General features: G+C 47.7%; 13 protein-coding genes. 6 read left to right on the top strand and 7 right to left on the bottom strand.

Going from position 1 to position 14399, the window contains the following annotated elements; translation table 11 throughout:
* Window positions 1-81: 81 nt before the first annotated feature.
* A complete protein-coding gene (locus AC4BAP_RS10015; RefSeq protein ID WP_490582504.1) occupies window positions 82-561 on the top strand; it encodes a hypothetical protein in 480 nt (159 codons plus the stop codon).
* A 134-nt stretch (window positions 562-695) separates the two neighbouring features.
* Here AC4BAP_RS10015 and AC4BAP_RS10010 read toward each other — a convergent pair whose 3' ends face one another.
* The 6 genes from AC4BAP_RS10010 to AC4BAP_RS09985 all read right to left on the bottom strand — a co-directional run bounded on the left by AC4BAP_RS10010 (window position 696) and on the right by AC4BAP_RS09985 (window position 5782).
* Entirely contained in the window at window positions 696-2174 is a 1479-nt protein-coding gene (locus AC4BAP_RS10010) for a serine hydrolase domain-containing protein (RefSeq protein WP_490582503.1), read from the bottom strand.
* 81 nt (window positions 2175-2255) lie between these two features.
* Window positions 2256-3065: a helix-turn-helix domain-containing protein gene (locus tag AC4BAP_RS10005; RefSeq protein WP_490582502.1), complete on the bottom strand. Its 810-nt coding sequence runs from the start codon at window positions 3063-3065 to the stop codon at window positions 2256-2258.
* A gap of 104 nt (window positions 3066-3169) precedes the next feature.
* Complete coding sequence (locus tag AC4BAP_RS10000) at window positions 3170-3985, bottom strand: formate/nitrite transporter family protein (protein WP_490582501.1); 816 nt, start codon at window positions 3983-3985, stop codon at window positions 3170-3172.
* Between the two features lie 88 nt (window positions 3986-4073).
* Window positions 4074-4379, bottom strand: a complete 306-nt coding sequence (locus tag AC4BAP_RS09995) for a hypothetical protein (RefSeq protein WP_490582500.1) — start codon at window positions 4377-4379, stop codon at window positions 4074-4076.
* A 122-nt stretch (window positions 4380-4501) separates the two neighbouring features.
* Complete coding sequence (locus tag AC4BAP_RS09990; RefSeq protein ID WP_490582499.1) at window positions 4502-4918, bottom strand: hypothetical protein; 417 nt, start codon at window positions 4916-4918, stop codon at window positions 4502-4504.
* 12 nt (window positions 4919-4930) lie between these two features.
* A complete protein-coding gene (locus tag AC4BAP_RS09985) occupies window positions 4931-5782 on the bottom strand; it encodes a TIGR02587 family membrane protein (RefSeq protein WP_490582498.1) in 852 nt (283 codons plus the stop codon).
* A 126-nt stretch (window positions 5783-5908) separates the two neighbouring features.
* On the opposite strand from AC4BAP_RS09985, the gene AC4BAP_RS09980 reads away from it, so the two are divergent.
* The gene (locus AC4BAP_RS09980; RefSeq protein WP_490582497.1) at window positions 5909-6763 is read left to right on the top strand and encodes a metallophosphoesterase; all 855 of its coding nucleotides are present in this window, start codon (window positions 5909-5911) and stop codon (window positions 6761-6763) included.
* Between the two features lie 33 nt (window positions 6764-6796).
* On the opposite strand, the gene AC4BAP_RS09975 is transcribed toward AC4BAP_RS09980, so the two are convergent.
* Window positions 6797-6982 (bottom strand): hypothetical protein, encoded by a 186-nt coding sequence (locus tag AC4BAP_RS09975; protein WP_490582496.1) that lies wholly within the window; start codon window positions 6980-6982, stop codon window positions 6797-6799.
* Between the two features lie 417 nt (window positions 6983-7399).
* On the opposite strand from AC4BAP_RS09975, the gene AC4BAP_RS09970 reads away from it, so the two are divergent.
* From AC4BAP_RS09970 to AC4BAP_RS09955, 4 genes are all read left to right on the top strand, one after another.
* Entirely contained in the window at window positions 7400-8512 is a 1113-nt protein-coding gene (locus AC4BAP_RS09970) for an efflux RND transporter periplasmic adaptor subunit (protein ID WP_490582495.1), read from the top strand.
* A gap of 3 nt (window positions 8513-8515) precedes the next feature.
* Window positions 8516-11683, top strand: a complete 3168-nt coding sequence (locus AC4BAP_RS09965) for an efflux RND transporter permease subunit (RefSeq protein ID WP_490582494.1) — start codon at window positions 8516-8518, stop codon at window positions 11681-11683.
* Window positions 11670-13013: a TolC family protein gene (locus AC4BAP_RS09960; protein WP_490582493.1), complete on the top strand. Its 1344-nt coding sequence runs from the start codon at window positions 11670-11672 to the stop codon at window positions 13011-13013. The genes AC4BAP_RS09965 and AC4BAP_RS09960 overlap by 14 nt, the downstream gene beginning before the upstream one ends.
* Window positions 13014-13406: 393 nt before the next feature.
* Window positions 13407-14354 carry a hypothetical protein gene (locus tag AC4BAP_RS09955; protein WP_490582492.1) on the top strand — a complete coding sequence of 316 codons (948 nt, stop codon included), beginning with the start codon at window positions 13407-13409 and terminating at the stop codon, window positions 14352-14354.
* Window positions 14355-14399 lie beyond the last annotated feature (45 nt).

Below are 14399 nucleotides of genomic sequence, written 5' to 3'. Positions count from 1 at the left end.
TAACATTGATTACTTCAGCAATTATACTTTCCTAATCGGACAGTAAGGGTTAAATTGATGTATCACGAAACATGTAAAACTATGGGAACAATAAATTGGAAAGCTGCAATTTGGGCCGGTATTATCGCCGGACTTATATTCCTGGTATTAGAAATGGTAATGGTGCCGCTGTTTTTGGGTGGTGCAGCCTGGGCACCGCCACGTATGATCGGGGCCATAGTTTTGGGTAAAGATGTGTTGCCACCACCTGCTACATTTGATTTTGGCGTTGTGATGGTTGCACTGATACTGCACCTGATTTTATCTGTGATTTATGCGGCTATTATTGCAGCAATCATTAACAGAATGACCTTCGGAAAAGCCTTGTTGGTAGGTGCCGTCATCGGGCTGTTGATATACTTTGTCAACTTCTATGTAATGACTGGAATCTTCCCATGGTTTGCCATGGCCAGAAACTGGGTATCGGCATTTGCCCACGTCAGTTTTGGTATAGGCGCTGCATGGGCATATAAAGCCTTGCAAACGCATTTTACCCATACCCATACTACGACTTCTGTTTAAGTAACATAAAGTTTGCCTTACCCCACAATTTAGTTAATAATACCGTGCTGAGGTAAGGCAAACATATTTAAAGCTTACAAAAGCACTCATGTAAGCCACTGTATTCATCTGAAACTCCCTAGGTAAAAAGCTGCCTACTTTCCCATCTCAATCTTAATGATCTCATTGCCTTCCTCGCCGAGGTAAGTTTTTATCAGGCGCTCATACAATTTATACCCATCTTCTACATTGGTAAAGATTATCATGCCACGCCCGGAATTTGGTATAGCAAACACCTGTGCCTGCACCCCTTTATCCGCACCACCATGCGACAAGGCGTAGTCACCAGCCCCAAAGTCGTATAGCTCCCAGCCAAGCCCGAAATACTTTTGCTTTTTGGTCTGCACCTGGTGCCCTGTCATCTCCCCGAAAATCTCATCAGACAGCCCGGTACCGTTCATGGCCGCTACTACAAACCTGCCGTAGTCCTCTACAGTGGTCAGCAGGTCGTCTGCGGCAGTCGCTTTGGTGTTTTTGGTGGTTGGGTATACTTTGCCTTTGGTATCATGCCACCTGGCAAAGCGGTTTTCATCCACACTGTTATCCCAAGTATAGCGGGTGTCCCTCATGTCAAGGGGTTTAAAAACAAGAGTATCAGCAAGCTTGCCTAAGGTCGTGTTAAACTTCTTCTCCAGGGTTTTTTGCAAGTACTCCATTCCCTCACCGGAATACTGGTAGCGGGTGCCAGGCTCAAACTCAAAGGTCAGCTTTCCGCTGCGCCAGTTCGGAAATCCTGACTGCTGGCTTAGCACATGCCTTGTGGTTAGCTTTTTAGACCTGGAGTCTTTTTTTACATCCGGGTCAGTCCAGTATTTGGACAGTGGCTCATCCAGTTTCCATTGGCCCTGGCTAGCCAGTTTTAGCGCCACCATCGCCGTGACAGGCTTTGCAAGCGATGCCACATTAAAGATGGTATTGTAAGGAGCCGGCTTGCCCTTTTCTAGTTCACCGTATACTTTCACCTGCTTTAGTACACCATCCCTGATGATGCCCAAACCCAGCGCTGGCACATTGTTCTCCTGCAGCCATCTCACCATCTCCGCATCAGGTATACCCATCGCAGCAGCAGTCTCATCTTTTGTTTGGTGGTCGTAACTCAGACCACGTGCGAATTTCCATTCTCCGTTTTCCAGCAACCAAACATGCGTAAACCTGGCTATACTTGTAAAGTATTCCGGCTTACCTTCTTCTTTAGCAAAAAACCGGTGCTTCCCCGATTGTATAGCCCCATATAATTCGCCATTCTTTTTGAGTGGGTATACTTCCAAAGAGCCTTTTACAAGCTCTCTGCGCGGCCTGTAATCCAGTTTACAAAGCCCGTTCCTGAGATCTTCCACAAAATTCCGCTTCGACGTGATCGTACCGGAAATATCATGGTAAAACTCAAAATCATTGCTGAGTAATTTTTCAAATTGAGAAATGTCGCATGTATTAAAGCCCACTTCAAACATCAGGCTGTCGTTGGTTTTAAGGGTTTGGTACAGCGTATTGCCATTTATACTTTGCGCCTGTAAAATGCCTGAGGAAAAGAATATGGCGATGAAAAAGAGAACCGATCTGCAACTGGTATTCATAAGTATGCCTTTACTTTTTAGAATTAAAAACACAAAAGTATAAGCCCCCGGATCAAATAAATTGTAAAAACCCGAACACGGTCAATCCTCTTTTAATGTGAGGTAATAATCTGAGGGGCAGAACTTTTTGGGTGTGGTGCTGGTGATGTTTCGGAAAACATTTATAAAATGCGCCTGGTCGTAATAGTCGCTGTTGTGCGCAACTGTGGTACCGGTTTGAGGCTCCTTGTCCGGGTAGGCCAGCATGTCAACGGTAGCCCGCAACTTAATAATCTTAAGGTATTCTTTCGGGCTTAACCCTGTTGCCTGCTTAAATCTTTTCTGCAGCAGCCTTTCCGAGATTCCAGCCTGCAATGCCAGGTCCTTTACAGTGATGCTGGCTTCGGAAGTAAGTATAAAGCTGAAGATGTCTTTCAGAGTTGCTTTCTCGTCAGCGCCCTGCAACATTAAAAGAGCCTTTTCCTGAAGTTTGCTGATCAGCGCCTGTTCATCTGTGTAGGTTCCCTTTCTTCTTAGAGTCCTTACTTGGTCGGCAACATCCGGTAGCGATACGATACGATCTTTCAGGGAACTCAGGTCGGTGTCTGTTATTAGAGAAGGCACCCAGGGCAACAGTTGAATGATGGTGATCTTAGTGTGTGGCTTTACATTTACCTGCACTGCTTTTGTCATCTGACCACAAAAGTAGGCGCCATTCACCAGATCAAAGCGTGCGACACAGGTCTCGATCCTGGCCCCGTTACCGTCGACGATCGCCAGGTTAAAGCAGCCATTCGGCAATACGGCTTTCCCGTTCTCAGGCAGGTTGCCGGCACTGTTATCGAGTACCCACAGCTTTTTGATGTGTTCAGCAAGAAACCCTTCAACTTTGTGCTCTCTATACTGCAGCATTAACTCTTCTGGATGGTTCCTGATGCTTTAAGTTAAACAATTCACAAGAGTATTGAAAGTTAATTTCTACTTAACAACTTCTGAGAAAGTTGATTTAAGGTATTTTAAGCGCTCTTATTACTTGTTGACTGGGCGTGATTGATAGCGGCAACCAGCACAACGCCACCCAGTATATTTCCGACCAAAGCAGGCAAAGTATAGTTGATCAGGACCTCACTCCAGGGTACCAACTCCATGGCAGCAAGCGTGAACGTTTCCATGGAACCGGCAATTACGTGACTGAAATGCCCGATAGCCACAATATAAGTTACGAGTATGATGATCCAGACACGCGCGGAGCCTGCATGCGGCATCAACCAAGCCATCAGGGCAATCAGCCAGCCTGCGAAAATACCTCTTAGTAAAACGGTACCAAAACCTGGTTCCATTGCCATGAGCCCGAGTTTCTCAAACTCATGCAGTGCTTCTTTGCTGAAAGCTGAGGAATGCGCAACAACCAGAACTACGAGAAACGTTCCCAGCAGATTGGAGAACAACACGACACCCCACAATCGAATCACCCCCCAGAATTTGAGCATGGATTTATGGTGCAGAAGTGGTAGAATCGGGGTAAGTGTGTTCTCAGTAAAAAGCTGCTGCTTCCCAAGTATCACAATCACAAAACCCATACAGTACCCAAAGCTAGAAACCAGCACAGACCACTCCGAATCCGGTAGATACGCCTCCAGTACACCTTCTACCAGCATCGATAAACTCATTGACAGACCTGCCGCAAGCCCGGACCAGAACAAATTGCCAGTAGGCCGCTCTAACTCAGATTCAGCTTCTCTGTAAATAACATCATGTATAGCCCTGGCAGATGGCGATCCAACTACTTCCTCTCTTTCAGCATCCTTGTTTTGCTCTTTGCCCTCTCTCATTTAGTCAAGTTTCTTTGTGATGATGGCTCTTTACAGCGACAAGATATTCTAAGGGCATGCTCCTGTTTAATAAATGAAAATGTATAACTCATTCAAAATTCAAGTGTAAACTGAAAGCATCATCTTCATTTTGAGATTTTAGATGTATGGATATGTGATCATAGAAAACGAACTTCTCTCCTATCTTAATGGAGCCATCTTTTTCTGCAATATCACGGCCAAGTTCTGTTGTATAAATAGGTATATCTTTTTCATCAAACACAGTTAGTATGATGGGCTTGCCAGAAGCAGGCCAGTAGGTCACCCTGACATCTTTCAAATCCATACTTCTGGTAGTATCGCTGCCTGCCACTCTCAAAATAGAGTTTGATTGAGTCATTTGAATAGATTTCATAGATATCTTTTAACCTTGATTAGACAACTTTAAAGAACCGGAAGAATATTTTAAAAATAGATGTACGTTTATCCAGAATGAATGGTAAAAAATACTTTTGATCAGATATTCGCTTTGAATAACTATGGCTTTTTGTAGCTTACAACACGGGTCACTACTGAGTCTGAGGCGGCAGGTGCACTCCGGAAGCCTACCCAACCTTCCCGTTGCGAAGCCTGAGGAGCGAACGGGATCTCAAGCTGGGCGTGTTCCAGTTGCTCCCCATCCTTTATTAAGCTTAACTCCACGATAACTTCCTCCGCAGTCGTCCCCCCCTTGTTGTCTAGTTGCACATGATAGCGGTTTGGTGCATTGGGTGCCGGGTCAAATTTACTGTGAATGACCAGGTCTGGCGGTGTAGGCTGGTGTGTGTAGGTTTTATATACCAGGTAGCCAAGTATAGCCAGAACCAGTGTCAGGCAAACAGAAAACACCAGCCACTCCAGCCAATTCTTCTCATCCTTGTGTTTGTCTTTTTTATTCTCTGATGTGTTATCCATTTTAGAACGCACTTATTTAATTAGAAGCCGGCCTGCAGAGGCACCAAGTATGGCAACCACACCCAACACAATTACCTGAGCAAAGCCGATCCAGAAACTCACGCCATCGAAACGGCCAAAGAACCAAAGTATGAATACCGAGGCAGCCAGGGCTGACAGGTAACTGATACACGTATCAAATGTGATGTCAAACACCAGATTGCCACTGTAACTGCCCGCGGAACCTTTAAAGTTGCTAAAGAAAACCACCAGAACACTCAGGCCCAGCGATGCAACCGCCATTAACAGCACCTGTAATGGGCTGGCACCAATGGCAATGAGCACGATCTCTTCGGTGGGCGCCACGTTACTGCCAACTATAACTGCACCGCATACCGCCAGTATAAAGACACCCGTCTTAGACCTGCGTTCTTTGCTTTGCCTGCTATCTTTATCGTCGTCGTCCTCAGTGCCCAGTTGAGCGGTACCAATGGACACACCTATGGACACCGCCATCGCCGCAATAATTATCTTCCCCATCATCTCATCAACAGACATAGTGGCTGGCTCCAGCCTGCCCAGCATGAAAAGTATAGCCGACGATACCAGAAAACCTATCCCCAACTCCTCTACCGAATCAACAAACACGCTTACCCATGAAACATCCGGGTGCATGCCAGCAAAACGGTTATAACCCAGTAAAAGAAGATACGTGAACAGGATGAGGAGCATCAGGTCTGATGGCGCTGCAATAAAACCGGCCCACCATACTTCCATGGTATATAAAAGCGGAAAGCTGAAGAGCAGACCCCCGGCAATGCCACGGGCATACTCTTTCAAGGATTTATTTAGGGGCCGACTATTCGCTTTGATCTTACTTGTCATTACACCTGCTTAGGGTTAAACGATTATCAAGGTAACGTATACACTTGTTGCGTAACCAGACCATGTACGTTAGAAACATGTAAAATGGTAGCAAAGTATAATAGCACGAATGAAGCACCCAAACACATGAAGCAAAAGAACCTACTCTACCTGGGAGCAACACTGGCATCGGCGGCGGCATTAGGCGTATTGCTGGATGCCCTGTTTCTGGAGAAATACTTTTTTGAGATAAAGCAATTTGACATTGGCAGGAAAGATGGCGGCAAAAGCATGAAACTGGCACTGGTAACCGACCTGCACTTTAAGCACAGGGTCCTACCACAGTATGAAAAGCTGGCTGGTACAATAAACGAACTGCACCCTGACCTCCTGCTCATCACCGGCGATATTCTGGACTCTGGTGGAAAGCTGGAAACAGCCCGCCGTTTTTTTGAAATGCTGCAGCAAAGTATACGGAAAGTGGCCGTGCCGGGGAACAACGATTACGAGGCTGAGACAAGTATAAGCCAGCTCCGGAAAATGCTGGAAAAGTATAACTGCAACTTGCTGGTGAACGAATCGAAAGTATACGAAATAAGAGACACCCGCCTGATGGTAACCGGCCTGGATGATTTAATGAGAGGACAGAGCAACCTGAGCAAAGCCGTAGATGACATTCCCGCAGAAGAAAACCACATACTGCTGGTGCATAACCCGCTACACCACGAGCATGCGATAGAAGAACTGGAGAAAATAAACAGTAAAAGAAACCAGGACAACAGGCTAAGTATAGATTATGTTTTTGCCGGCCACACGCACGGCGGGCAGGTCAGGTTACCGGGTTACGTGCCGGTTTTGCCACCCAGATCCGGCAACTATGTAAACGGCTGGTACAACGACAAACCACCTTACCTGTATGTGTCCAGAGGCTTTGGAACCTCTACGCTGCCCTTCCGCTTTTTTGCACGTTCAGAGCTTACTGTGTTTAATTACTTTGTGTAAGAGTACACTATCACTATACAGCACAAAGTATAGCTAGTTCTTCTTCGAGACAAGCAGCACCCCATACAGCACCGGACTAAAGAACCTGATGTTCTCCAAAATGCAGGCCATGCTGTAAAATTTGTTCACGTCTACCTCTTCGTTGTCTGCCATAGCTTGCAACAAAGCATCCAGTGTTTCCGCAAACTTCTGGTCAAATTCTTTTTCTGTCAGGTCCATACTAAAGTATATTTTTTAATTCAAGTTGCGATTTACTCACCCCTCCTTGGAGGGGTGCAGGGGTGGCTTTACTCCCAATGCCGTCAATTTTAGGAAACAGCTCTTTCGGACTTCTCAGTCCGGAAGCTTTCTGACGGGGATTTCCTAATCCCCGTGTTACTGTAATGCGCGGACTAGGAAGTCCGCAGCAGAAAAAGATTCGGACAAGGATGTCCGAACCAGCATTACAAAGCTCTTAAATTGACGGCATTGGGTTTACACCTGCCTGGTTTATCATAAAACACAACTTGAATTTTATACTAAGGTACTAACCCTATTCCATGAATTATAATTCATACTTCATCCAGCCAGCATTGCCCTTAACTCACAATTAGTATTGTTACTTAACAATGAAGGCATTAAATCGTTTTATGTTGTATGAAGCGCAGGCAAATTTATATTGTAGCGGGATTTGTTATTCTGGCACTGGCTATATTTCTCTCTTCAAGGCTAGGCGAAGAGGAACAGGAAGAAGGTCCGCCACGGCAGGAGAAAGTATACGTGGAGGTACAGCAGGTAACCCCAGGTACAGTTCAGAGTTATGTAACGCTTACAGGCCGGGTCATCCCCAAAGACAGGATCGAGATTTTTGCCGAGGTGGGTGGTATTTTTATAGACAGGGGCACCCCCTTTAAAGTAGGATACGATTACCGAAAGGGCGAAGTGCTGGTGCAGATCGACGCAGACGAAGCCCAGCAGCGCCTGATCAGTAGTAAAAGTGCTTTCCTGAATGTTCTGGCGCAGGTGGTGCCGGACCTGAAGATCGATTTTCCTGAGATTTATGAGCCATGGCGTGACTATCTGGTGAACTTTAATGTGAACAGGCCGCTGCCGCCACTGCCAAAAGTTACAACAGACCGGCAGCAGCTTTTTCTGACGGGACGAAACGTGTACAGCCAGTACTACGCTTTAAAAGAACAGGAAACCCAACTGCGCAACTACATTATCCGGGCACCGTTTGACGGCACTTTAACTGAGGCCCTGATCAACGAAGGTACCCTGGTACGTGTAGGCCAGAAACTGGGGGAATTCATTAAGACTGATGTCTACGAACTTGAAGCTGCCATAAGCCCCTCGGAACTACAGTATATTAAAAAAGGAGACCAGGTGCAGTTGCAGGTGCCTAACTCCGAAGTAACCTATACCGGCCGCATTAGCCGCATAAACGCAAGCATCGACAACGAAACCCAAACCGTGCTGGTGTACATACAGGTAAGCCACCCCGACCTGAAAGCCGGCATGTACCTGAGGGGAAAGATAAAAGCGCAGGAGTTTGACAACGCCGTCAAGCTGCCAAGGGATGTGTTGGTAAACGGTAGCAGCATTTATGTGATACAGGATAGCACAGCTTTACTGAAACCCGCAGAAGTGCTAAAGTTCTCATCCGATGAAGTTATACTTGGTGGTTTGCCCGAAGGCGCTCTGATAATGCAGACAAATGAGAACGCAGCGTTCAATGGCACAAAAGTTACATACCAGCTAAAGCAATAACCTATGCGCCGGATCATCGCTTTTTTCATACGCAACGAAGTCCTGATCAACCTGACGATCCTGCTCATCGTGATCTTCGGGTACCTGAGCGCGCTTAACCTTACCTCCTCCTTCTTTCCCAAGCAAAAAACAAAGTTCATTATCGTAGAGGCTGTCTACCCAGGTGCATCCCCTGAAGAAGTAGAAGAAGGCATCACGCTTAAAATTGAGGAAAACCTGCAGGGTGTCAGCGGCATCGACAGGGTTACGTCTACTTCCTCGGAGAACGCCGCCAGCATACAGTTAGAATTGCTCTCCACCGCCGACCCCGACATTGTGCTGCAGGATGTAAAAAACGCCGTGGACCAGATCAGCTCTTTCCCGCAGGGTATGGAGCGTGTAGTAGTGTACAAGCAGGAGATCCTGAATTTTACAGCCAAAGTAGCCCTGAGCGGTAATGTGCCCCTTCAGGCGCTAAAAGAGAAAGCACAACAGGCAGAAGACGACCTGCGAACCTCCGACGAAATTTCAAAGATCGCCATAACCGGTTACACACCCGAAGAGATAGAAGTGGCCGCACGCGAAGACCTGCTCCGTAGCTACGGCCTCTCCTTCGAAGACCTGGCAAACGCTGTAAGGGCTGCCAACATCGAGGTAACCGGTGGCACTATAAAAGGGGCTGAGAAAGATGTCATCATCAGGGTGGATAACAAAGCATACTACGCCCAGAAACTGGAGGACATTGTAGTGAAGGGGCTGCCCGATGGGCGCCTGGTGCGGCTGCGCGATGTGGCCGAGGTAAAAGACAAATTCGAGGAAACCACAAACAGGGCGTTCTTTAACGGAAAACCCGCCGTGCTGCTTACCATCAGTACCCTGAACCAGGAAGACATACTGCAAGCCGCCGCCTTTGTCCGCAACTACATCGAAGTTTTTAACGCACGCAACGAACAAGTAAAAGCCACACTCGTTGATGACGCTACCGTAAACCTGCGCGAGCGTATCGGGCTCCTCGAAAAGAATGGTTTGATCGGTGGCTTTCTGGTGGTGCTGTTGTTGGGTATGTTCCTGCGCCTTCGGCTTGCGTTCTGGGTGGCCATCGGCATACCCATCTCCTTTCTGGGGATGATCATTCTGGCAAACCTGGCTGGCATTACCATCAATGTACTTTCGCTTTTCGGGATGATACTGGTGATCGGTATACTGGTGGATGACGGCATTGTGGTAGGTGAGAATATCTTCCAGCACTATGAAGACGGGGAACCACCCTTAAAAGCCGCCGTGAACGGTACCCTGGAGGTACTGCCATCCATCTTATCGGCGCTTACCACCACCTCTATCGGGTTTGCCTTTTTCTTTTTTATTGAAGGGCAGTTGGGTGAGTACTTCTCCGATGTATCGTTTGTGGTGATCAGTGCACTGGGGGTATCGCTGGTGGAGGTGATGTTTTTTCTGCCTGCACACCTTGCCCACAGCAAAGACCTGGACCGGAACTACAAACCAAACGCGGTGAAGGAAAAGGTGGCTAACGTCATGTTCTGGGTGCGCGACAACGGGTATAAACCCCTGCTAAATTTTATCATCAGGCACAAGATCTTTTATTTCCTGGTAGTCCTCGGCCTGTTTATTTTCACGATCGGGGCCGTACGCTCTAAAGTGGTGCGCACAGTTTTCTTCCCCAACATCGAGACCAACTCCATAAACGTGGTACTGGAACTGCCAGCCGGCACCAACGACACGATCACGGAAAACACCATTAAGAGAATAGCCGTTGCGGCAAGGGACTTAAACCAGGATTACCGGCAGCAGTTTAAGCAGGACGAGGAAGCTGAGGTGAAGGACGTGATCGAGGACGTGGAGATAACCGTTGGCCCTACCCGCAACACGGCCTCTGCCATTGTATACTTAACACCCGCCGAAAACAGAACCTTACGGAGCTTTAAGATTGCCAGCGACCTGCGCGAAAAAGTTGGCCCGGTACCAAGTGCCCGCAAACTCGCCTTCGAGACTACGTCCGCCTTTGGCAAGCCCATCTCCATTTCACTTTCATCCAGCAATTACGAAGAACTGCGGCTTGCCTCTGAGGAATTGAAGACATCCCTGCGCAACATGGAAACCGTGAAAGACGTGGTGGACAATTTCCAGGAGAGCCAACCGGAAGTAAGTATAACCCTGAACGAGCAGGCAAAATTATTGGGCCTGAACCCGTTGCAGGTAATAGCGCAGGTGCGCAACGGTTTCTTCGGGCAGGAGGCGCAGCGGCTACAGCGTGGCGACGATGAGGTGAAAGTATGGGTACGCTACGACCTCCAGGACCGGGCAAACAGGGAACAGCTACGGGAAATGCGCATACGCACACCCGATGGCAGGTCTCTCCCACTCGAGCAACTCGTTGATATTGAGGAACAGCAGGGGCCGATCGCCATTAACCACCGAGACGGACGCCGTGAGATACGCGTGGATGCGGATGTGGCAAGCCTTGAGGTATCGTCTGTGGATGTGATCTCGGAAGTGACCCGGGACGTGCTGCCCGGCATACTTTCCAGGCACCCAAGTATAGACTACACATTGGAGGGGCAGGTGCGTGAAACAGCCAAGCTCGGGAATTCTGCCAGCCTGGTCGGTCCGCCCATTCTGCTGCTGATGCTGGCCATGCTCATTTTCACATTCAAATCGTATGCTCAGGCTATATCACTTATACTGATGCTGCCCTTCGGTCTAATTGGTGCCATTTGGGGCCACTATATCCACGGCCTGCCTGTAAGCGTGCTTTCCATACTTGGATTTGTGGCGCTGATAGGCATTTTGCTGAACGACGGGCTTGTATTTACCAACACCCTTAATGACAAGCTGCGGAACGGGGTAAAGTATGAGCAGGCGCTCAAAGAAACAGGTTTATCCAGGTTCAGGCCATTGGTATTAACTACCATCACAACCGCCGCCGGCCTGGGACCGCTAATATTTGAGACAAGTTTTCAGGCGCAGTTCCTGATACCGATGGCAGCCACCGTGGCCTACGGATTGCTGGTCGGGTCTTTTTTTATTGCCACCATCCTGCCTGTGTTCCTGATAGCTACAAACAGGGCCAAAGTATACGCCACCTACCTCTGGACAGGCCATAAACCTGAGCCGGAAGACGTGGAGCGCGCCGTAAAAGACAAACGAAACAGGGAGAAGTATGAAAAAGCATAGCATTCTGACCGGTTTTATACTTTGGCTATGCAGCAACGTGGCCATTGCGCAGGTGCAGGATACGGTGCAGGTACTTACCTTAGAAGAAGCCATACTTACTGCCCTGGAGAAGAACCACAACATCCGGGTATCTCGCATAGAAGCTGCCTTAAGCGAGAACAACGTTACGCTGGGCAATGCCGGTTTGCTGCCTTCCCTCTCGCTGCAGGGTAGTTATACTAAAAGTATCCGCGATGTAAAGACTTCTTTCATCAATCCACAGATCGAGTCCATCAACAGGCAAAACGCAGCCTCATCTACTTTAAACGGGGCAGTGGTGCTTAGCTACAACGTCTTTAACGGGCTTGGCAGTTACTACCAGTTCAACTCACTCCAGAACCTGAGCCGGATCGGTAATGTACAGGCCAGGCTTACCATCGAAAACACCCTGCTACAGGCAGTTATTCAGTACCTGGAGGCCGCACGCCTGCAGCAGTTGCTGGAAATAAACCGTGAGGCCATGGAAATTAGCAGGGAGCGCTACAACCGGGTGAATATAAAGTATGAATTCGGGACCATCACCAAACTGGACGTACTCAACGCAAAAGTAGACCTGAATGCCGACAGCACCCTTTACCTGAGCACTGTGGCAGATTACCGGAACGCACTCCGAAACCTGAACCTGTTGCTTGGCCGTGAACCAGAGGCAAGTATGGCAGTGGAAGAAGAAATAGCGCTGAACCGTGACCTGCAACTGGAAGTATTACTCGCAGAAGCCATGGCCGTTAACAGCAACCTGCTGTTGGCAGAGTACCTGCGGCAGGATGCCCGGCTTAACCTTAACATAGCCCGATCCGGCTATTACCCGCGTGTAGATGTTAATGCAGCCTACAATTACAACCGTATTAAAGACGAAGCCAGTTTCCTGAACCTTTCCCGCACCGACGGCTTTTCGGGTACCATTACGCTTAGCTACAACCTGTTTAACGGATTTCAGCAGCGCACCCAGGTAGAGAACGCACGCATGGCCCTGGCAGCCTCCGACGAAGCACTTGACCTTGCCGTAGACCAGGTGAAGCGGGATGTAAGAAACGCCTACGAGATCTACCGCAATAACTTATACTTGCTGCAACTGGCACAGGATGACCTTACAACGTCCAGGCTTAATTTTGAACGCAGCCAGGAGGCATACGCAACCGGTTTGATAAACAGCACCGACCTACGAACAGCACAGCTAAACCTGATCAACTCGCAAAACCGCATCAACAACCTGCGCATCATGGCTAAAAGCTCCGAAATAGAACTTTACCGTTTAGCCGGCAGGCTGCTTCTGGAGAGCTCCAGCAAATAACACCTTAACGCGGGGGCAATTACAACACATACCGCCTGCACCGGTAAAATACAATAACTATCTCTCTTCCAAAAAATAAAACCAAATTTCACAGCATCGTAAAGTTTTTTTAATTATCTTGAACTCAAGAAGATATATGAGAGTTTGTAAACAGTAGTGAAGCCGGACAAGTATATATAATTGTTATATTCTGATATCAGGCATTGCAACTGACTTATATTGTAAAGTATAATCACCGAATTATCTATGCATAAACATTATATGTAACAGTTCCAGAAACAAAACTTTACAGCGCCCACCTTAATAAATGCCACACTCAGATGTAAAGGCTATCATCTGGATACAGGCAAACGAAAACAACCTTAATTGATTCTCATGTCGAGCAAAAACTTTTTGGCTCTTAGTTTTAACCCAGCTAAGAAACTACTACATGCAAATTGGCTGCGCCCGGTCAGTAGCAACGAGTACCGCCACGGTATCCGGATGATTGCGCTAAGCATAACTACCCTGCATGTTCAGTATGCTTTAACAGATTTTTCTAAAGTGGGCACTCTTCCCCTACAGGACCAGATGTGTACCGCCAATTTCCTTAAAAAGGCATTGAAAAACACTGCACTACAACGGTGCGCCAGAATATTCCCAGCTGATTTTGGGCAAACGGAGGCCTATGAACAAATAATACAAAGCGCCCAGGACATGCCCTACCAGATAAGCATGTTTACCACCGCACCTGCGGCACAGGAATGGCTGTTTGAAGATGCGTACCAGGAATCTACTAACGCACATCACCTGTGCGATATCAGCCTTGATACAGACATGCAGTATCTGCGGGGACTGATGCAGCAGATAGTCGCTGTTAAAACAAATACAACTAAAACCGCTGAACCTGAAAGTATGGATAATGCCACTGAGGGATCACCGGTGCTAATTTGCGAAACGGATTATCTGCGGATAAGCGTAGACAGCTGCAATGGCTTGATCTCGCTGCGCTGGTTAAAGCAGGTTAATAGCCCTGAGTTCAGGTATGGCATAGAGAAAGTGGGTCAGCTTATAAGAGAGCAGCACCTCGATAAATTTATGGTAAACAATCAGAACCTGGGTGTGCTATCGGTGCAGGACCAAGGCTGGGTAATGCAGCAAATGTGCAGTATAATCACTGAGACGAATCTCAGCAGAATAGCCGTTGTGTCATCAGAGAACACCCTGCAGCAATTGGTTACCGAAACCATAGACCAGAAAATTAAAGAGAACAGCAAACTGTACATGCCGAACTATTTCTTCTCGGAGGAGGAGGCTTTGGAGTGGCTGCTGCTGAGGCACCAACCAAATCAGGCTTCGTAAAAAGCCAGAGTGCGCATACAGTAAAAGGAGAATAATGGCAGGAGG

This window comes from Pontibacter sp. GD7 (assembly GCF_058216375.1).
Note: the sequence above shows the minus strand (reverse complement) of the source record. Positions and strands in the feature narration are given on the sequence as shown.

What these genes read in the sequence shown, in the direction of transcription:
- AC4BAP_RS09995 (WP_490582500.1), bottom strand. Translation starts at nt 4,379, where the DNA reads ATGAAATCTATTCAAATGACTCAATCAAACTCTATTTTGAGAGTGGCA.
- AC4BAP_RS10010 (WP_490582503.1), bottom strand. Translation starts at nt 2,174, where the DNA reads ATGAATACCAGTTGCAGATCGGTTCTCTTTTTCATCGCCATATTCTTT.
- AC4BAP_RS09970 (WP_490582495.1), top strand. Translation starts at nt 7,400, where the DNA reads ATGAAGCGCAGGCAAATTTATATTGTAGCGGGATTTGTTATTCTGGCA.
- AC4BAP_RS10015 (WP_490582504.1), top strand. Translation starts at nt 82, where the DNA reads ATGGGAACAATAAATTGGAAAGCTGCAATTTGGGCCGGTATTATCGCC.
- AC4BAP_RS10000 (WP_490582501.1), bottom strand. Translation starts at nt 3,985, where the DNA reads ATGAGAGAGGGCAAAGAGCAAAACAAGGATGCTGAAAGAGAGGAAGTA.
- AC4BAP_RS09975 (WP_490582496.1), bottom strand. Translation starts at nt 6,982, where the DNA reads ATGGACCTGACAGAAAAAGAATTTGACCAGAAGTTTGCGGAAACACTG.
- AC4BAP_RS09980 (WP_490582497.1), top strand. Translation starts at nt 5,909, where the DNA reads ATGAAGCAAAAGAACCTACTCTACCTGGGAGCAACACTGGCATCGGCG.
- AC4BAP_RS09960 (WP_490582493.1), top strand. Translation starts at nt 11,670, where the DNA reads ATGAAAAAGCATAGCATTCTGACCGGTTTTATACTTTGGCTATGCAGC.
- AC4BAP_RS10005 (WP_490582502.1), bottom strand. Translation starts at nt 3,065, where the DNA reads ATGCTGCAGTATAGAGAGCACAAAGTTGAAGGGTTTCTTGCTGAACAC.
- AC4BAP_RS09965 (WP_490582494.1), top strand. Translation starts at nt 8,516, where the DNA reads ATGCGCCGGATCATCGCTTTTTTCATACGCAACGAAGTCCTGATCAAC.
- AC4BAP_RS09985 (WP_490582498.1), bottom strand. Translation starts at nt 5,782, where the DNA reads ATGACAAGTAAGATCAAAGCGAATAGTCGGCCCCTAAATAAATCCTTG.
- AC4BAP_RS09990 (WP_490582499.1), bottom strand. Translation starts at nt 4,918, where the DNA reads ATGGATAACACATCAGAGAATAAAAAAGACAAACACAAGGATGAGAAG.